This window comes from Methylobacterium nigriterrae, from assembly GCF_037106235.1.
GTDB classification, from domain to species: Bacteria; Pseudomonadota; Alphaproteobacteria; order Rhizobiales; family Beijerinckiaceae; genus Methylobacterium; species Methylobacterium nigriterrae.
Map to the genome: position 1 here is coordinate 1 of NZ_JBAWTG010000020.1, position 19308 is coordinate 19308.

Below are 19308 nucleotides of genomic sequence, written 5' to 3' on the forward strand. Positions count from 1 at the left end.
ATAGGCCGGATGTGCAAGCGCCGCGAGGCGTTGAGCTGACCGGTACTAATCGCTCGATCGAGCTTGATCGCTCTCGTGATCCATGTTCGCTCACACACACAAGAAGACCCGGACCGGCCGCTGCGGCTGCCGGTCACCGGCCGCTGCGGCTGCCGGTCACCGGCGGCTACGGCTGTCGGTCACCGGCGGCTACGGCTGTCGGTCACGCTTGCCGAACCCTGCTGTCCGCCGGACTGGTGGCTCGAGCGGCGCGCCTCAAACCCGATCCCATCTCGAACTCGGCCGTTAAACGCGCCAGCGCCCATGGTACTGTGTCTCAAGACACGGGAGAGTCGGTCGCCGCCAGTCCCGCAAACAGCAGAACCAATCCCTCATCACGATGAACCGCCTCGAAAGGCCGCCCCTCTGAGGGCGGCCTTTCGTCGTTCCGGCGCCTCCCTTACCGAACCGTCATCCGGCCGCGACATCGCCGTAAGGCCGGACCCGCCAAGGTCGTCCCACGGATCGTCCATCGAGGCACCTGCCCCGGGGCGGTCCGCAGGGGACGCCCTCCGCCCGCACTCTCTCTGCCCCCATGAGCGCCGTCGGTCGCGAACCCGCGGCAGGCCGGCCCCGTCGCCAGGGCCGGCCTGCCGTTCACGCGGCGCGCGAAAGGGGAGGGGATGCGCGCCGTGCGACTCCCGCGACATGTTTCCCGCCGCTCTCGCTCGCCGTATTGAGGCAACCATGCGCCTCCTCATCATCGAGGACGACCGCGAGGCGGTCGCCTATCTGGTCAAGGCCTTCCGCGAGGCCGGGCACGTCGCGGACCAGGCCCTGGACGGCCTCGACGGCTACGCGCTCGCCCGCGAGGGCGATTACGACGTGCTGATCGTCGACCGGATGCTGCCGAAGCTCGACGGCCTGTCGCTGATCCGCTCGCTGCGCGAGCAGGAGGTCGCGACCCCCGTGCTGATCCTCTCGGCGCTCGGCCAGGTGGACGACCGGGTCAAGGGCCTGCGCGCGGGCGGCGACGATTACCTGCCGAAGCCCTACGCCTTCTCCGAGCTCCTCGCCCGCGCCGAGGTCCTGGCCCGACGCCGCGCCGCCGCGCCGGGCAGCGCCGAGGCGACCGCGTACCGGGTCGGCGAGCTCGAACTCGACCGCCTCTCCCACCGCGTCGCCCGCGCCGGCCGCGAGATCGTGCTGCAGCCGCGCGAGTTCCGGCTCCTCGAATACCTGATGCGGCATGCCGGCCAGGTCGTGACCCGGACCATGCTGCTCGAGCATGTCTGGGACTACCATTTCGATCCGCAGACCAATGTCATCGACGTTCACGTCTCGCGGCTGCGCGCCAAGATCGACAAGGGCTTCGAGCACCCGATGATCCACACCGTCCGGGGCGCCGGCTACATGGTGCGGGCTGACGAGGTGCGCGCTCCGTGAGGGTCGTCGCGTGAGCGCGGCGGTTCCGGCCGCGGAGGGACGCCTCGCGCGCCTCGGCAAGCTGTTCCGCACCACGGCGTTCAAGCTCTCGCTCGCCTATCTCGTGGTGTTCGCGGCCTTCGCGTTCTTCGCCCTCGGCTACGTGGCCTGGAGCGCGCGGCGCGTCCTCGACGACCAGATCATCTCGACGATCGATGCCGAGATCAACGGCCTGTCCGAGCAGTACAATTCGGGTGGCCTGCGCCGCCTCATCGCGGTGGTGGAGCGGCGCGCGCGCGAGCCCGGCGCCTCGCTCTACCTCGTCACCACGGGCCTCGGCGAGCACGTCGTCGGCAATGTCGGCGAGGTGCCGCCGGGCATCCTCTCGGCGCCCGGCCAGGCCGAGATCGCCTACAGCCGCAGCGGCGACGCGAGCGGCTACGCGCACCGGGCGATCGTGCGCATCTTCACCCTGCCGGGCGGGTTCCGGCTCCTCGTCGGACGCGACGTCGAGGAGCGCGACCGCCTGCGCGCCGTGATCAGCCGGACCTTCGGCTCCTCGCTCGCCCTCGTGGTGATCCTCGGCGTCGGCGGCGGCTGGTTCGTGGCGCGCCGCGTGCTGAAGCGCGTCGACGACATGACTGAGACCACCCGCACCATCATGGCGGGCGACCTCGACGGGCGCCTCGCGGTCGCGGGCAACGGCGACGAGCTCGACCGGCTCGCGCAGAACCTCAACGCGATGCTGGAGCGGATCGGCGAGCTGATGCGCGGCATGCGCGAGGTCTCCGACAACATCGCGCACGACCTGAAGACGCCGCTGACGCGGCTGCGCAACCGCGCCGACGAGGCCCTGCGCCATGCCGACTCGCCGGAGGCGCTGCGCGCGGCCGTGGAATCGGTCATCGAGGAGAGCGACGGGCTGATCCGGGTGTTCAACGCGCTCCTGATGATCGCGCGGCTCGAGGCGGGCAACGCCAGCGAGATCATGGCTCCGTTCGATGCGGGGCTCGCGACCCGGGAGGTCGGCGAGCTCTACGAGGCGCTCGCCGAGGAGAAGGGCCTGCGCCTCGACGTGTCGGCCGAATCCGGCCTGATGCTGCGGGGCAGCCGCGAGCTGGTCGGGCAGGCGCTCGCCAACCTCGTCGACAACGCGATCAAGTATGGCGGCGCGCGCAGGGCGGCGCCCGGGCGGATCGCGCTCTCCGCAGGGCGGGCCGGGACGGGGATCGTGCTCAGCGTCGCCGACCAGGGGCCCGGCATACCGGCGGAGGCGCGGGCGCGGGTGCTCGACCGGTTCGTGCGCCTGGAGGATGCCCGCTCCCGACCCGGATTCGGGCTCGGCCTCAGCCTCGTCAACGCGGTGGTGCGGCTGCACCAGGGCTCGCTCGCGCTCCTCGACGATGCGCCGGGCCTGCGCGTTGTGATAACCCTGCCCGCCCTGGGCGAGGGCGAATGACATGAGCGAGAGCGCTATTCTCCGGGCCCGCCTGACGGCGGCGCCCCCTCTCTTCGATCCGGCGGGGGCCGCGGCGCGGCTGGCGGACATCGAGGCGGCGCTGCCCGCTTCCTGCCGCGAGGGGCCGATGCGCGCGCTCCTTCTCGGGCTCGCCGACCATTCCCCCTTCCTGTGGCAGCTCGCCCTGCGGGATCCCGACCGCCTCGCGCGGCTCGCCGCGACGGCGCCCGAGGATGCGGTCGCGGCACTCATCGCCGACCAGCGCGCGGCCGGGCGCCCGGCTCCCGGCGGGCCGGTCGATCTCGAGGCGGTCGGGCGACGCCTGCGGCGCAACCGGGCGGAGCACGCCCTCCTCGTGGCGCTCGCCGATATCGGCGGGCTCTGGTCCCTCGACACGGTGACGCGGGCATTGTCGGATTTCGCCGACGCTTCCGTCTCGGCGGCTCTCGATGCCTTGCTCCTCCAGGCCACGGAGATCGGGCGGTTCCTGCCGCGTGACCGGGCCGCACCGCAGGAGGCATGCGGCCTCGTCGTGCTCGGCCTCGGCAAGCTCGGCGGGCGCGAGCTGAACTATTCCAGCGACATCGACCTCGTGGTCTTCTTCGATCCCGAGGCCGGATCGCTGAAGGAGGGGCTCGAGCCGACCCCGTTCTTCAGCCGCCTCGCGCAGGGGATGGGCAAGCTCCTGCAGGAGCGCACGGCCGAGGGCTACGTCCACCGGGTCGATTATCGGCTGCGCCCCGACCCGGGCTCGACGCCGACCGCGATGAGCCTCAACTCGGCCTATACGTACTACGAGACGCTCGGCCAGAACTGGGAGCGGGCGGCCTACATCAAGGCGCGCCCCATCGCCGGAGACCTCGCGGCGGGCGAGCGCTTCCTGGCGGACCTGCGGCCCTTCGTCTGGCGCAAGTACTTCGACTTCGCCTCGATCGCCGACGTGCACGCCATGAAGCGGCAGATCCACGCGGTGCGCGGGCACGACACCATCGCGGTGGCGGGCCACGACATCAAGCTCGGGCGCGGCGGTATCCGGGAGATCGAGTTCTTCGTGCAGACGCAGCAGCTCGTCTTCGGCGGGCGGCGCCCGGCATTGCGGGGCCGTCGCACCGTCGAGATGCTCGCAAGCCTCACCGACGAGGGCTGGATCGGAGCCGAGGCCCGCGACGCGCTTCGGGTCGCCTACGTCTTCCTGCGCACCGTCGAGCACCGCCTCCAGATGGTGCGTGACGAGCAGACCCAGCGCCTTCCGGCCGACCCGGCCGAGCTCGCGCGCTTCGCGCACTTCGCGGGCTTTGCCGGCCTACCCGATTTCGAGGCGGCGCTCCTCCACCATGCTCGGGCCGTCCAGGCCCATTACGCGCTCCTGTTCGAAGCCGAGCCCGACCTGTCCTCCGAGGTCGGCGATCTCGTCTTCAGCGGCACGGGCGAGGATCCGGGCACCCTCGATACCCTGCGCCATCTCGGCTTCCGCGAGCCGGCGCGCGCGATCGAGACCGTGCGCGGCTGGCACTTCGGGCGCCGCCCGGCAGTGCGCAGCCCGCGTGCCCGGGAGGTCCTCACCGAGCTCGTGCCGGCCCTGATCCAGGCGCTCGCCGGCACGCCCGATCCGGACGCGGCGCTCGACGCCCTCGACCGCGCCTTCGGCCGCATGCCCGCCGCGGTGGAGCTTCTCACCATCCTGCGCTCGCACGAGCGGCTGCGGCTCCTCTTCGCGGACCTCCTCGGCTCAGCGCCGCGGCTCGCCGACACCGTCGCGTTCAGCCCCCACGTCCTCGATGCGGTGATCGATCCGGCCTTCGTCGACCCGACGACCGACGCCGCCCAACTCGCGGAGCAGTTTCGCGGCCTTGTCGGCTCGCCCGCCGCCTACGAGGACTTCCTCGATCGCAGCCGCGATGCCGCGCGCCAGATGCGCTTCGTCACGGGCGCGCGTCTCCTCTCGGGGATCCTGCCGCCGTCGGGAGCCGGACAAGCCTTCTCGGGCATCGCTGCCGCCGCGGTCGCGACCGCGCTTCGGGCGGTCTCGGCTGCCTTCGCGGCCGATCACGGATCGGTGCCGGGCGGGCGGATGGTCGTCCTCGGACTCGGACGCCTCGGCTCCTGCCAGCTCACGGCCGAGTCGGATCTCGACCTCGTCGTCCTGTACGATTTCGACCCCGAGTGCCGCACCAGCGATGGTCCGCGCCCTCTCGATGCGGCGGTCGCCTACAATCGCCTGACGCAGCGCCTCGTGGCCGCCCTCACCGCTCCGACGCGGCGCGGCGGCCTCTATGAGATCGACCTGCGCCTGCGGCCCGGCGGCGGCCAGGGCATGATCGCCACGCAAGTCCCGAGCTTCCGCAGCTATATGGCCGAGGAGGCCGAGCTGTGGGAGCACATGGCGCTCACCCGGGCCCGCGTCATCGCGGGCGATGCGGCTCTCGCCGCCGAGGTTTCAGAGGCGATCGTGTCCGTGGTCGCGGCGCCGCGCGAGCCTGCCGCCGTCAACCGCGCCGTGCGCGAGATGCGCGAGCTCATCGAGCGCGAGAAGGGCGACCAGGGTCCTCTCGACCTGAAGCTCGCGCCCGGCGGGCTGCTCGATCTCGACTTCCTGGCCCAGGCCACGGTGCTTGGCCACGCCGCGGCGCATCGCGATCTGATCGGCCTCGATGCGCCGACGGTGCTCGAACGTGCCGCCGGCCACGGGCTTCTGGCGCGGGACGCGGCGGACAGGCTCGTCTCCGCGTACCGCCTCTTCGACGACGTGCATCACTGGCAGCGCCTGATGGTCGAGGGCGAGCCGACGGCGGCCTCGGACGTCGCGCTCGCCCGGCTCGCCGCCGCCACGGGCCGGCCGGACGCGCGGGCGCTGACCGCGCAGCTCGAAACCGAGCGGGCGGAGGTGCGGGCGCTGTTCGAGCGGTTGATGACGTAGGACCGGCCACGGCTTGCCGGCCGTCGTGTCGGCCGGGGCCCCTCGGCGTGCCGGGAATACGGGTCTGACTTGCCCGCGGGCGGATCGATCAGACCACTGCGGGCTGGAGCGGGGCCGCGCGCAGACTCGCGCCGGCGGCCTCGCGCAGGGCCGCGACGGTCTGCTGCGAACCCTCCTCCGCGACGATCGCGGCGAGTCGCTCTGGCGTGGGGGTCGGCAGGCGCACCAGCACGATGGTGCCGAGCCCTTCCTCGGATCGGATGCGCAGGGATCCACCGTGCAGCTCCGCCATGGAGCGCGCGATCGCGAGGCCGAGCCCCGAACCCTTGTGGCTGCGGGTCAGGTTGGTCTCGACCTGCGCGAAGGGAGCGCCGAGCTTCGCGAGGGCGGATTTCGGTATTCCGATGCCGCTGTCCTCGATGAAGAGATGGATCTGATCACCGGCCGCGCGCGCCCGGACCATGACCCGCCCATCGGCCTGCGTGAACTTCACGGCGTTCTGCATCAGGTTGACGAGGATCTGGTGAAACGCCCGCTCGTCGGCCAGCACCCGCATATCCGGGCGAAGATCGAGAGTGAGCGTGAGGGACTTCGCCCGCGCGGCTTCGGCGACGAGCTTGAGGGCGTTCCTGACGGCGGCCTCGACCGGAAGCTCGCGGCGCACGAGCCGCACCCGCTGTGCCTCGATGCGGGACATGTTCAGGATGTCGTCGATGACCGACAGGAGGTAATTGCCGCTCGCACGGATGTCGCGGCAATAATCGGCGTAGCGGGGTGAGCCGAGAGCACCGTAGACCTCGCTCTCCATCAGTTCGGCGAAGCCGATGATGGCGTTGAGCGGCGTGCGCAGCTCGTGGCTCATATTGGCCAGGAATTCGGATTTTGCCTGGTTGGCGCCCTCGGCGGCGGCCTTCTGGTCGAGGTAGCGCTCGGCGAGATCCGCGAGCTGCTGGGTCTGGAGTTCGAGGGTCCGGCGGGAGCGCTTCAGGTCCTTGACCGTCTCGATCAGCTCCCGCTCGGAGGCGACGAGCTGCTCCTGGTGCCGTTTCAGGCTGGTGATGTCGGTGCCAACCGAGACGTAGCCACCGTCCTTGGTGCGGCGCTCGCTGATCTGGAGCCAGCGCCCGTCCGTCAACTCGGCCTCGAAGGTCCGGGAGGTGGCGCCGGCCGGCTCCGTGTCCGGCATCTCGCGCCGCACCCGCGGCAGCACGCCCCGGCCCATGATCTCGCCGTAGCGCCGGCCGGGCTGCGCGTCCTCGGGGCTGAGCGCGTGGAGGTGGCGGAACTTCGAATTGCAGAGCACGAGCCTGTTGCTCGTGTCCCAGAGCACGAAGGCCTCGGAGATCGCCTCGACGGCGTCGCGCAGTCGCATGTCGGCCGTGGCGGTGGATTCGACGAGGTTGCGCTGCTCGGTGACGTCGACCGCGATGCCGACGAGGTGGCGCCCGCCGTCGTGCTGGTCCGGCACGATCTCGGCGCGGGTGCGCAGCCAGACGTAGGAGCCGTCGGCTCCGCGCATCCGGAAGGCATGGTCGATCGTGGTCTGGCTCGCCGCGAGACCGCGGGCAAGGCTGTAGAGGTCGCCGTCGTCGGGGTGGACCAGGGCGTTGACGTCGCCGAAGGAGAGGAACTCGCGCTCGCGGTGATAGCCGAGCAGCGCGTACATCGAATCGGACCAGTAGATGCGCCCGCGCGGGATGTCCCAGTCCCACAGGCCGCAGCCGCCCCGGCCGAGAGCGGTGTCGAGGCGCTGCTTGATCTGCTCGCAGAGCCTGTCGACCGCGTGGGCCCGACGCGTCTGCAGCCCGTAGGCGAGCGCGATGCCGACGATCACGATGCCGGCGGCGCCGAGCAGGATCGCCTGGTGCCGCGCCCGGTCGCTCCAGCCCGCCGTGATCGCCTCGACGGGCTGGACCACCGCGAGCCGCGCCTCGCTCCCCGGGACGCGGCGCATGGCGGCGAGTGCCGTCTCGCCGTTGGCCAGCGTCAGGCTCATCACGCCGGCGCGCTCGCCGAGCGTCGAGAGGGCTTGGCTCTCGCCGAGCAGTTGGCTCAGCGTTTCGTAGGCGGCCGAGAGCGGCGGATGGGCCGCGACGATGCGCTCAGCGGGAGAGATCACGAGGAGCTGACGGCCGGATTGCAGCGAGCCTTCGGGCATCAGGGCCCTGAGGCGCGCGTAAGCCGTGTCCGCCGTCAGCGCGGAATCCGGCAACGCCTCTGCGGCGAGATGGGTGAAGACCTCGATATCGGCGATGGCCCGCTGCAGGATGTCGTCCCGCTGGGTCTGAAGGTGAAGGGTGGCGATGCCGCCGAGGCAAGCGAGGAAGGTCGCCAGCAGGGCAGGCACCGCGTAGCGCAGCCACGTCTCGGCCCGGACGAAGCGCGCATGCGTCGCATGCAGGGGCCGGTGAATGCCAAGGATCGTATCCGCGCGCGCGGAGAGGGAAGCGGAATCCGCCTCCGGCATGACCGAACCTCGTCGCTCTGTGTGGGTACTCCGAAGCGGTTAGGAACGCTCGCTTCGAATCATGCATATATGATCATTTTCAGGAGCGACTTGTCCACGGCTTTCTCGCGCTGGTCCTTGACAGTGTCGGCCGGCCCCACCGCCTCGGGGCAGCGTGCCGAGTCGCAAAAAATGCCCTGTTAAGAAAGAGTTAACTAGCCGGCGAAGGTGCGCGCCGCGATATCGGCGACATCCCGCGACAGCCCTGGAATGGCTCGGATCCGCGCGAGAATTTCCCCGGCTTTCGAGGACCTTGCGGGTTCCAACATCCGCCATGATCCAAAAGTGGTCAAAAGCTTGGCGGCGATCTGGGGATTGGACCTGTCGAGCATCTCCACCGTCTCGGCCAGCAGCGCGAAGCCCGCGCCGTCGGTCCGTGCGAATTGGGTCGGGTTGGTGAGCCCGAAGCTGCCGATGAGAGCCCGCACCCGATTCGGGTTCGTCATCGAGAAGGCGGGGTGCTGCCGAAGCCGGGCGATGCGCTCGAGCGTATCCTCCTCGGGGATCGCGGCCTGGATCGCGAACCATTTGTCGAGAACGAGCGGCTCGTCGGCGTAGCGCTCTCCGAACGCCGCGAGTGCGGCCTCGCGGGCCTCGCCCGGGATCAGCGAGAGCACGCCGAGCGCGGCGAGCCTGTCGGTCATGTTGGTGGCGCCGTCGAGTTGCGCGCGGGCCAGATCCGCCCCTACCACCGGGTCTGCCGCCGCGATCAGGTCGAGCGCGGCGTTGCGCAGGGCGCGTCGGCCGGCTGCGGCCGCATCCGGGCTGAAGGGCGCGCCGGGTACGTCGGCCAGATCCCCGCGCAGGCCACTCAGCCGGCTCGCGAGCGCTCTGCCGAGATGGCGGCGCAGGGTCTGCCGTGCCCGATGGATCGCGTCCGGGTCGATCTCGGCACCGATCTCGTTCGCCACGTCTCCCTCTCCGGGCAGTCCGAGCACGAGGGCGGCGAAGGCCGGGTCGGCGAGCGCCTCGGTATCGAGGAATGCGGCGAGCGCCCCCGCGAAGTCCTGCGCGGCCGGACCCGCATCGTCGGACTCGGGAGCCCGTGCACCGGCGCGCTCGACGAGGATCCGCATCCCGATGCTCTGGGCGGATTGCCAACGGTTGAACGGGTCCGCATCGTGGCGCAGGAGCGCCAGGCGCTCGGCATCGCTCAAGGACATCTCGGTCCGCACGGGGGCCGAGAAGCCGCGAAACAGCGAGGGCACCGGCGCCTCGGGCACCTCCGCGAAGGTGATCGCGGCGGACGCCGTCTCCAGCACGAAGACGCCGTCGCGCACCTGCGGGCAGACTGCCCCGGCGAGCGTCCCGGAGGAGCCGACGAGGCCGAGCGCGCAGGGGATCACCAGCGGCGGGCCACCGCCGGGCAGGCTCTGGCGAAAATTCAGCGCGTAGGTCCGCTCCGCCGCGTCGTATCGGCCCTCGACGGCGATGCGGGGCGTGCCCGGCCGCTCGTACCATTGCGCGAAGGCGGTGAGATCCCGGCCGCTCGCCCGCGCGAAGGCGTCGAGGAAATCCTCGACCGTGGCGGCCCGGCCGTCGTTGTCGGCGTAGTAGCGGTCCATCCCGGTCCGGAAGGCCGCCTCGCCCAGGAGGGTGCGCAGCATCCGGACGATCTCGGCGCCCTTCTCGTAGACGGTCGCCGTGTAGAAGTTGTTGATCTCGGCATAGGCCCGGGGCCGCACGGGATGCGCCAGGGGGCCGGCATCCTCGGGAAACTGGCGGGCGCGCAGCGTCCGCACCTCGCCGATCCGGTGCACGGCGCGCGAGCGCATATCGGAGGAGAATTCTTGGTCGCGGAAGACCGTGAGGCCCTCCTTGAGACAGAGCTGGAACCAGTCGCGGCAGGTGACGCGATTGCCTGACCAGTTGTGGAAATACTCGTGCGCGATGATCGTCTCGATATTGGCGTAGTCCTGGTCGGTCGCTGTCTCAGGACTCGCGAGAACATACTTGTCGTTGAAGATGTTGAGGCCCTTGTTCTCCATCGCACCCATGTTGAAGTCGGATACGGCGACGACGTTGAACACGTCGAGATCGTAGGCGCGGCCGAAGACCGCCTCGTCCCATCGCATCGAGCGGATCACCGCGTCGAGGGCGTAACCCGCCCGGGACCCCTTGCCGGGCTCGACAGAGACAGCGACCTCGACGGCGCGGCCCTCCATCGTGGTAAAGCGGGTCGCCACCGTGTCGAGCCGGCCGCCGACGAGGGCGAACAGATAGGCGGGCTTCGGGTGCGGGTCGTGCCAGACCGCGTAGTGGCGCCCGTGCCCGGCCTCGCCCGTCTCGATCGGATTGCCGTTGCCGAGCAGCACCGGCGCCTCGCCGCGATCCGCCTCGATCCGGGTGGTGTAGACCGACATCACGTCCGGCCGGTCGAGGAAGTAGGTGATGCGCCGAAAGCCGTCCGCCTCGCACTGCGTGCAGTAGACGCCGTTCGAGCGGTAGAGGCCCATCAGCTTGGTGTTGGCGGTCGGGTCGACCTGCGTCTCGATGCGCAGCGTGAAGGGGCGCTGCGGCGGCCTGTGGAGGGTCAGACCGAAACTGGACGCCGCGTAGGCATCCGGCGGCAGCGTCTGGCCATCGAGGTCGAGCGCCAGCAGGGTGAGGTCGTCGCCGTCGAGGACGAGGGGGGCGCCCGGCTCGCCGGCCGGGTTCGGTCGCAGGGCGAACACGGCGGTGATGCGGGTCTCGCGCGGCGCGAGGCGCACGTCGAGATCGACGCTGTCGATCAGGTGATCGCTCGGCCGGTACTCCTCCAGGCGGATCGTCGGGGGCGTCTCGGTGCGCATGCAGCCTCTCTGGAGCCTCTCGCCGTGTGGATCGGAGTCCCCCGCTTCTAGCGGCTGCCGGGCCGGGGGCAACGCGCCGCGCAGCCCGCGGCTGCAAGGGCCGCGCCGGAACGGGCGCGCACGGCGTTGACGCCCCCGACGCATGAGCCAGTTAGGGCCGCATCAGCGGAGAAACTGTCCATGAAATTCCTGCACACGATGGTCCGCGTCTCGGACCTCGACCGGGCGCTCGCCTTCTACGTCGACACCTTCGGGTTGAAGGAGATGCGCCGCGTCGAGAACGAGAAGGGCCGCTTCACCCTGGTCTTCCTCGCCGCCCCGGGCGACGCGGAGCGGGCGGAGGAGACGAAGTCGCCCCTCGTCGAGCTCACCTACAACTGGGATCCTGAGGAATATTCGGGCGGCCGAAATTTCGGGCACCTCGCCTATCAGGTCGACGACATCTACGCCTTCTGCCAGCGCCTCAAGGATCGCGGCGTCACCATCAATCGACCGCCGCGCGACGGCCACATGGCCTTCGTGAAGTCGCCGGACGGCATCTCCATCGAGATCCTGCAGGCAGGCGGCGCGAAGCCGCCGCAGGAGCCCTGGGCCTCCATGGAGAACACCGGCACCTGGTGAGGGCCGTGCGGCGCGCGCGCCGCGGACGCCGCCGACCGGTCAGCCGGCGCCGGTGTCGACGGTCGGCGTGATGCCGAGCTCGGCGAGCTTGGCCGAGACGGCCTCGATCGGCCGCTTCAGCTTGAGGCTGATCACGGAGACCGGGACGCGCTCGCGGGCCATCTCGGTCAGGGCCTGGACGGATTCGAGCGTCCAGGTCGTGTCTTGCGTCGCCATGGTCGTCTCCTCGCAGGATGAGGCCGCGGCCGCGAAGGCCGACGCAACCTCCAGCACCGGAGCTAGGGCCCCACCGACAAGCCTGCAACCGGAGGGTGAAAATCCGGGCATGCCTTCCCGGGAGGCACCCGCGCGCCCGAGGACGTCGCCGGCTTGACCCGAACCGTCCTGCGGCGCACATCCCGCACCGGATCAGCCGGCCGGGCGGCCGCTCCGGACCTCGGGTCCGGGGAGGAAAGTCCGGGCTCCATGGAGAGACGGTGCCGGATAACGTCCGGCGGGGGCGACCCCAGGGACAGTGCCACAGAGAGCAGACCGCCCCGCACGGCCGCCGGCCGCCGCGGGGTCAGGGTGAAAGGGTGCGGTAAGAGCGCACCGCGGACGCGGCAACGCGGACGGCACGGCAAACCCCACCGGGAGCAAAACCGAATAGGGGCGACGCGCCCCCCGAGAGGGGTGGCAGGCCCACTCTCCAGGCCGGTCGCCCGGGTTGGTTGCTCGAGGCGGTCGGCAACGACCGTCCCAGAGGAATGGCCGCCACGTCCAGGGATCCTTCGGGAACCCTGGGCCCTACAGAACCCGGCTTACAGGCCGGCTGATCCGCAATCGCGTACGGGCATCGATTAGGCCGCGCGGTCAACGACATGGCAGCCGTTCCACGATCGCGCCGCAGGCGCAAAATCGAGCGAAAGCTTACGCTCGGTTAACCTTGCTGAGGTCTGATCCGATACGTCCGCGACCCTGCCGCGACCCTGCGGCCGTGCGCGTTGACGACCTTCAGAGGCCCATGGTACCCGCCATCATCCCGTCAACGGCGATTTTCGGATCGGCGGACGCTACCCACTACCGTTGGGTGTTCGTTCGTGCGCGAGCCTGTGGTCACCGCGCATCCGGGGCCGCCCCATCGTCCGGGTCCGCGGCGTCGCGGATCTCGGGCATCGCAGGCAAGCATGAGCCGATCCGTTCCGGACGCCGCCGCCAGGATTCCAGCCCGCGCCGCCGCGAGGGTGCGATGAGCCGGGCCGGCAAGGGCCATTCTGCAACTCACGCGGGTGCGCCGCACATCCCCGTCCTGCTCGAGCCCGTGATGGCCGCCCTAGCGATCCGGGGGCCGGGGCTCGTCGTCGACGGCACCTTCGGGGCGGGCGGCTATACCCGCGCCATCCTGGCCGCCGATCCGGACGTCACCGTCGTGGCGGTCGACCGGGACCCCGCCGCCGTCGCGGCCGGGACCGGCCTCGTCGCGGAAGCGGGCGGGCGGCTTCGGCTGGTGGCGGGCCGGTTCGGGGATCTCGATGCCATCGTGGCGGCGGCGGGCGAGACCGGCGCCGACCGGGTGGTTCTCGATATCGGCGTCTCCTCGATGCAGATCGACCAGGCCGAGCGCGGCTTCTCCTTCCGCCAGGACGGGCCTCTCGACATGCGCATGGAGCGTTCGGGCCCGAGCGCCGGCGACCTCGTCAACGGCGGCGAGGAGGCCGAGCTCGCCGACATCATCTTCCACTACGGCGAGGAGCGCCGCTCGCGCGCCGTGGCCCGCGCGATCGTCGAGGCGCGCCGCCGGGGCCGGATCGAGAGCACGGGGCAGCTCGCCGAGATCGTCGCGAGCGTCGTGCGCGCGGATCCGGCGAGCGGCATCCACCCGGCGACCCGCACCTTCCAGGGCCTTCGCATCGCCGTGAACGACGAGCTCGGCGAGCTCGTGCGGGCGCTGCATGCGGCCGAGCGCATCCTGCGGCCCGGCGGGCGTCTCGCCGTGGTCACCTTCCACTCCCTCGAAGACCGCATCGTGAAGCAGTTCTTCTCCGCGCGCAGCGGCCGCGCCGTCCAGGCCTCGCGCCACCTGCCGAGCGTGGAGCGCCCGGCGCCGAGGAGCTTCCAGCCCGTCACCAAGGGGCCGGTCCTGCCCTCGGAGGCCGAGGCGGCGGCCAACCCGCGGGCCCGCTCGGCCAAGCTCCGGGCGGCCCAGCGCACGCACGCGCCGCCGCCCGAGCCGCTCGCGGCCATCGAGGTGCTGGCGAGCCTGCCGGCGAAACCCACTCCCCGCGGAGGGTCACGCCGGTGATCCGTCTCCTCAACCTCATCGCCGTCCTGGGTCTCGTCGCCTCGGCGGTCTACGCCTACTCGACCAAGTACGACACGCTCTACCAGGCGGGTCAGGTCTCGAAGCTGAAGAGCGGCCTGCACAAGGAGCGCCAAGCCATCGCGGTGCTGCGCGCGGAGTGGCAGCTTCTGACCCGGCCGGACCGGCTCCAGGCGGCGGTCGAGAAGCACCTCGCCCTCGAGCCCATCGGCACCGAGCATCTCGCCCGCCTCGCCGACCTGCCGGCCCGCCCCGAGCGCGGCGACGAGATCGGCCGGCTTCTCGCGGCGACGGCGACGCCGAAGGAGAAGCCGGGCGCCCTCGAGCCCCGCACCACGGGCTCCATCACCCGCACCACCACGACCCGAACCCCGACCACGGCTTCGAGGTAGTTCCCGTGTCCGAGCACCCCCTCCACCACCGCGATCCGTCGGATGAATCCGCGGCGTCGGCCCCCGACGCGGCCGAAGCGCTGCCCGAGGCGGCCGGATGTCCGGCACCGGACCTCGCGCCTCCGTCGCCGGGCTCCGCCGGGTGGCCGGCCCGCCCGCGTCGCGGCACCGTGGCGAGCCTTCTGCGCTCGATGTTCCGGCTCGCGATCGAGCGCTCCTACACCCGCGTCGGTCTGGTCGGGCTCGCCTTCGCGGCTGTGTTCGGCACGATCAGCGTCCGCCTCCTGATGATGGCCTCCTTCGGGGAGCCCCCGAGCCAGGAGCACCGGGTTGCCGCCGCGGCCACGACGGCGATCCGCCCCGACATCGTCGACCGCAATGGCGAGATCCTGGCCACCGACATCCGCACGGTCTCGGTCTTCGCCGAGCCCGGCAACATCTACGACAAGGACGAGGCGGTGGAGCTTCTCACCGCGGTCCTGCCGGACCTCAACGCCACGGAGCTGCGCGCCAAGCTCACGCCGAAGCCGGGCAAGAAGGGCGTCGGCTTCGTCTGGGTCAAGCGCGAGATCACCCCGAAGCAGCAGGCCGAGGTGCACCGTCTCGGTATCCCGGGCATCGGCTTTCTGCCCGACCACAAGCGCGTCTATCCGAACGGCACGGCCGCGGCCCACATCCTCGGCGTGACGAACCTCGACAATGTCGGCATCGCGGGCATCGAGAAATACATCGACACCCAGGGCAACAAGGCTCTCAACGAGTTCGGCCTCGTCGCCAAGCAGACCGACCTCAAGCCGGTGCAGCTCTCGGTCGACCTGCGCGCGCAGTTCGCGGTGCGCGACGAGCTCGCCAAGGGCATCGAGCACTTCCGGGCCAAGGCCGGCGCCTCGATGATCCTGGACGTGACGACGGGCGAGGTGATCGCCCTCGTCTCGATGCCCGACTTCGACCCGAACAACCCGGTCGACGCGCTCTCGGACGACCGCATCAACCGCATGAGCGTCGGCGTCTACGAGATGGGCTCGACCTTCAAGGCGATGACGCTCGCCATGGCGCTCGAATCGGGCAAGTACACCGTCAACTCGACCTTCGACACCCGCGGCGGCGTGCTGAACTGGGGGCGCCAGAAGATCCACGAGTACCACGGCACCAACCGCGTCATCACGATGCCGGAGGTGTTCACGCATTCCTCGAACATCGGCTCGGCCAAGATGGCCCTCGGCGTCGGCGTGCCCGGCCACAAGGCCTTCCTGAAGAAGATGGGCCTGCTCGACCGGCTGCGCACGGAGCTTCCGGAGAGCGCCGCGCCGATCATCCCGCCGCGCTGGACCGAGATCAACACGATCACCATCGCGTTCGGTCACGGCCTCGCCGTGGCGCCGCTGCAGGCTTCCGCGGCGGTGGCGGCGATCTCGAACGGCGGCTTCCTGATGACGCCGACCTTCCTCAGAACGACGCCCGAGGAGGCGATGGCCAGGGCGACGCGGGTGCTCAAGCCCGAGACCAGCGAGGCGATGCGCTTCATCATGCGCCTCAACGCCACCGAGGGCTCGGCCAAGAAGGCGGCGATTCCCTACTACTTCGTCGGCGGCAAGACCGGCACGGCCGAGAAGGTGATCAACGGACGCTACGTGAAGAACCGCCTGTTCACGACCTTCATGGCGGCGGCGCCCATGGACAAGCCGAAGTATCTCTTCGTCACCATCATGGACGAGCCGCAGGGCCTGCCGGAAAGCGGCGGGTACGCCACCGCGGCCTGGAATTCGGGCGTGGTGACGGGCAAGGTCATCGAGCGCGTGGCGCCCATCCTCGGCCTGCCGCCCTATTTCGAGCCGCCGGTCAGGCCCTTCCCGCTCATGGTGAAGCTCGGCGCCTATCACGCGACCCAGGTGGGCGGCCCGTGACCGCGAGGTGCGAGCGATGACCGCGATCGGCCCGACTCTGAACGAGCTGTTCCCGCAGGCCCGGACGGACGGGGCGGGGGATTACATCGTCGCGGGCCTCACCGCCGATTCGCGAAAGGTCGGCCCCGGCTTCGTGTTCATGGCCGTGCCCGGCACGCGCGTCGACGGCAAGGCCTTCGCGGCGGCCGCGGTCGCCGCCGGCGCCATCGCCGTGGCAGGGGAGGGCGCCCCGCCGCCTGACCTCGATCCGGACGTGCCCTGGATCGCCGTCGAGGACGCGCATCGCTGCCTCGCGCTGGCCGCCGCCCGCTTCCACGGCCTGCAGCCCGAGACCGTCGTCGCCGTCACCGGCACGAGCGGCAAGAGTTCGGTCGCCGACTTCACCCGCCAGATCCTCGCCCGCCTCGGCCGCGAGGCGGCGAGCCTTGGCACGGTCGGGATCGTCACGAATCGCGGCGCCTCCTACGGTTCGCTGACGACGCCCGATCCCGTGTCCCTGCACCGGACGCTCGCCTGCCTCGCCCGGCAAGAGGGCATCACGGACCTCGCCATGGAGGCTTCCTCCCACGGAATCGAGCAGCGCCGCCTCGATGGGGTGCGGCTCTCGGCGGTCGGCTTCACCAATCTCGGGCGGGACCATCTCGACTACCACGCCACGGTCGAGGACTACCTCCAGGCGAAGCTCCGCCTGTTCACCACGCTGGCCGCGCCCAGCACGCCCGCGATCGTCAACGCCGACGGCGCCTTCGCCGAGCGCGTGATCGAGGCGGCCCGGGGCAATGGGCTCGACATCCGCACGACGGGGCGCGCCGGGGCCCACATCCGGCTCGAGGAGGCCCGCACGCAGGGCTTCGTCCAGGTTCTTCGCCTCACCGGCCCCGGCGGCGCGCAGGCGGTGCGCCTGCCTCTCGTCGGCGGCTTCCAGGTCGAGAACGCCCTCGTGGCGGCGGGCCTCGCCCTCGCGACCCCGGCCGGCGCCGCCGCCCCGGAGGGCGTCTTCGCTGCCCTGGAGCACCTCGCCGGGGTGCCCGGCCGCATGGAGCGGGTCGGCGAGGTCAACGGCGCGCTCTGCCTCGTCGACTACGCCCACAAGCCCGAGGCGCTCGAGGGCGTGCTGAGCGCGCTCCGACCCTTCGCGACAGGGCGCCTCGTCCTCGTCTTCGGCTGCGGCGGCGACCGCGACCGGGGCAAGCGCCCGCTGATGGGCGCCATCGCGACCCGCCTCGCCGACCGCGTGATCGTCACCGACGACAACCCGCGCACCGAGCCGGCAGCCGCGATCCGCGCCGCGATCCTCGGCGCCGCGCCGGGCGCGCTCGAGATCGGCGACCGGGCCGAGGCGATCCGCACCGGCGTGGCGGGCCTCGGGCCCGGCGACGTCCTGGTCGTTGCCGGCAAGGGTCATGAAACCGGCCAGATCGTAGGGGATCGCGTGCTCCCGTTCTCGGATCACGAGGTGGTCCGCGCCGCGATCGCGGAGGTGAAGGGATGACGGATTCGATGATCGATGCGCCGCTCTGGACCGCGGACAGCCTCGCCGCGGCGACCGGCGGCCGCCTGCGGGGCGAGGCCCGGCCGATCACCGGCGCCTCCATCGACACCCGCAGCCTCCAGCCCGGCGACCTGTTCTTCGCCATCCGCGGCGAGGCCCGCGACGGGCACGATTTCGTCCCCGACGCGCTGAAGCGGGGGGCGGGCGCGGCGGTGGTCTCGGAACCCTTCGCCGCGGAGCTTGCCGGGTACGGCCCGGTGCTGGCGGTGCCGGAGGGGGCGGACGATCCGGTCCTCGACGCGATGCGGCGCCTCGGCATCGCGGCCCGCGCCCGCACGGACGCGGCGATCGTCGCCGTCACGGGCTCGGTCGGCAAGACGGGCACCAAGGAGGCGCTCCGCCACGTTCTCGCCGCGCAGGGGGCGACCCACGCCTCGGTCGCCTCCTACAACAACCACTGGGGTGTGCCGCTGACCCTGGCGCGGATGCCGGCCGCGACCCGCTACGGCGTGTTCGAGATCGGCATGAACCACCCCGCCGAGATCCTGCCGCTCACCGCGATGGTGCGCCCGGACGTTGCGCTGATCACCACGGTCGAGCCCGTCCATATCGAGCATTTCCGCTCCCTCTCGGCCATCGCCGACGCCAAGGGCGAGATCTTCTCGGGGCTGAAGCCGGGCGGCGTCGCGGTGATCAACCGCGACAACCCGAACTTTTCCCGCCTCCTCGCCCACGCCCAGGCGTCGCGGGCGGGCCGCATCGTGACCTTCGGCGAGCATCCGGAGGCGGACGTGCGCGGCAACCGCATCGTCATGCGCCCGGACCTGTCGGTGGTCGACGCCACCGTGATGGGCATTCCCGTGACCTATCAGCTCGGCACGCCGGGCCGGCACGTGGCCCAGAACTCGCTCGGCGTCATGGCCGTGGCGCACGCGCTCGGCGCCGATCTTGCCCGCGCGGCCCTGTCGCTGGCGGCGCTCAAGCCTCCGGTCGGGCGCGGCGAGCGCACGGCGCTGGCGGTCAAGGGCGGCGAGGCCTTCCTCGTCGACGAGAGCTACAACGCCAATCCCGCCTCGATCCGGGCGGCGCTGGCCACGCTCGCCGGAATCGAGACCGGTTCGCGCGGGCGCCGCATCGCGGTGCTCGGCGACATGCTGGAGCTCGGCGAGGCGGCCGAGCGCCATCACCGCGAGCTCGCCGACGCGGTCGCGGCGAACGGGATCGACCTCGTCTTCACGGCGGGCGGCCTGATGCGCCACCTGTTCGAGGCACTGCCCCTGAGCCGCCGCGGCGTCAGCGCCGCGACGGCGCCCGATCTCGTCGACGCCGTCGTCTCGACCCTGCGGCCGGGGGATGCCGTGATGGTCAAGGGCTCGAACAGCATCCGCATGGGGCGGATTGTCGAAGCCCTCAAAGCCCGCTACGCGAGCGATCCAACGCGACGCGAGTCGGCCCACGCGGCGGCTCCGTAGAGACTTTCGCGGAGCGCGCGGTTGCGGCGCGAACGGATCGGAGGCGTGCC

General features: G+C 71.3%; 12 protein-coding genes, 1 rRNA gene and 1 other RNA gene. 11 read left to right on the forward strand and 3 right to left on the reverse strand.

Annotated elements, in window-relative coordinates:
* Positions 1-232: 232 nt before the first annotated feature.
* The 4 genes from rrf (at position 233) to WDW90_RS12980 (ending at position 5780) form a co-directional block, all read left to right on the forward strand.
* Positions 233-348, forward strand: a 5S ribosomal RNA gene (gene rrf, locus WDW90_RS12965).
* Positions 349-726: 378 nt separating this feature from the next.
* The gene (locus WDW90_RS12970) at positions 727-1425 is read left to right on the forward strand and encodes a winged helix-turn-helix domain-containing protein (protein WP_336487804.1); all 699 of its coding nucleotides are present in this window, start codon (positions 727-729) and stop codon (positions 1423-1425) included.
* 10 nt (positions 1426-1435) lie between these two features.
* Positions 1436-2863 (forward strand): sensor histidine kinase, encoded by a 1428-nt coding sequence (locus WDW90_RS12975; RefSeq protein WP_336487805.1) that lies wholly within the window; start codon positions 1436-1438, stop codon positions 2861-2863.
* 1 nt (position 2864) lies between these two features.
* On the forward strand, positions 2865-5780 hold the full coding sequence (locus WDW90_RS12980; RefSeq protein WP_336487806.1) for a bifunctional [glutamine synthetase] adenylyltransferase/[glutamine synthetase]-adenylyl-L-tyrosine phosphorylase: 2916 nt from the start codon (positions 2865-2867) through the stop codon (positions 5778-5780).
* An 88-nt stretch (positions 5781-5868) separates the two neighbouring features.
* Here WDW90_RS12980 and WDW90_RS12985 read toward each other — a convergent pair whose 3' ends face one another.
* Both WDW90_RS12985 and pepN read right to left on the reverse strand, forming a co-directional pair.
* Positions 5869-8247 carry a PAS domain-containing sensor histidine kinase gene (locus tag WDW90_RS12985; RefSeq protein ID WP_336487807.1) on the reverse strand — a complete coding sequence of 793 codons (2379 nt, stop codon included), beginning with the start codon at positions 8245-8247 and terminating at the stop codon, positions 5869-5871.
* Positions 8248-8441: 194 nt separating this feature from the next.
* Entirely contained in the window at positions 8442-11078 is a 2637-nt protein-coding gene (gene pepN / locus WDW90_RS12990; RefSeq protein ID WP_336487808.1) for an aminopeptidase N, read from the reverse strand.
* 180 nt (positions 11079-11258) lie between these two features.
* Between pepN and gloA the strand changes: the two genes are divergently transcribed.
* Positions 11259-11699, forward strand: a complete 441-nt coding sequence (gene gloA / locus WDW90_RS12995) for a lactoylglutathione lyase (protein ID WP_336487809.1) — start codon at positions 11259-11261, stop codon at positions 11697-11699.
* A gap of 39 nt (positions 11700-11738) precedes the next feature.
* On the opposite strand, the gene WDW90_RS13000 is transcribed toward gloA, so the two are convergent.
* Positions 11739-11915: a hypothetical protein gene (locus WDW90_RS13000; RefSeq protein ID WP_336487810.1), complete on the reverse strand. Its 177-nt coding sequence runs from the start codon at positions 11913-11915 to the stop codon at positions 11739-11741.
* A gap of 192 nt (positions 11916-12107) precedes the next feature.
* Here WDW90_RS13000 and rnpB point away from each other — a divergent pair.
* The 6 genes from rnpB (at position 12108) to WDW90_RS13030 (ending at position 19258) form a co-directional block, all read left to right on the forward strand.
* An RNA gene (gene rnpB, locus WDW90_RS13005) (RNase P RNA component class A) lies at positions 12108-12518 on the forward strand.
* Between the two features lie 409 nt (positions 12519-12927).
* Positions 12928-13980 carry a 16S rRNA (cytosine(1402)-N(4))-methyltransferase RsmH gene (rsmH, locus tag WDW90_RS13010; protein WP_336487811.1) on the forward strand — a complete coding sequence of 351 codons (1053 nt, stop codon included), beginning with the start codon at positions 12928-12930 and terminating at the stop codon, positions 13978-13980.
* The gene (ftsL, locus tag WDW90_RS13015; protein ID WP_336487812.1) at positions 13977-14390 is read left to right on the forward strand and encodes a cell division protein FtsL; all 414 of its coding nucleotides are present in this window, start codon (positions 13977-13979) and stop codon (positions 14388-14390) included. Before rsmH ends, ftsL begins: the two co-directional genes overlap by 4 nt.
* Before the next feature lie 5 nt (positions 14391-14395).
* On the forward strand, positions 14396-16294 hold the full coding sequence (locus tag WDW90_RS13020) for a peptidoglycan D,D-transpeptidase FtsI family protein (protein WP_336487813.1): 1899 nt from the start codon (positions 14396-14398) through the stop codon (positions 16292-16294).
* A gap of 16 nt (positions 16295-16310) precedes the next feature.
* Positions 16311-17786: a UDP-N-acetylmuramoyl-L-alanyl-D-glutamate--2,6-diaminopimelate ligase gene (locus WDW90_RS13025; RefSeq protein WP_431311031.1), complete on the forward strand. Its 1476-nt coding sequence runs from the start codon at positions 16311-16313 to the stop codon at positions 17784-17786.
* Between the two features lie 8 nt (positions 17787-17794).
* Positions 17795-19258 carry a UDP-N-acetylmuramoylalanyl-D-glutamyl-2,6-diaminopimelate--D-alanyl-D-alanine ligase gene (locus WDW90_RS13030; protein ID WP_336487884.1) on the forward strand — a complete coding sequence of 488 codons (1464 nt, stop codon included), beginning with the start codon at positions 17795-17797 and terminating at the stop codon, positions 19256-19258.
* The last annotated feature ends 50 nt before the right edge of the window (positions 19259-19308 follow it).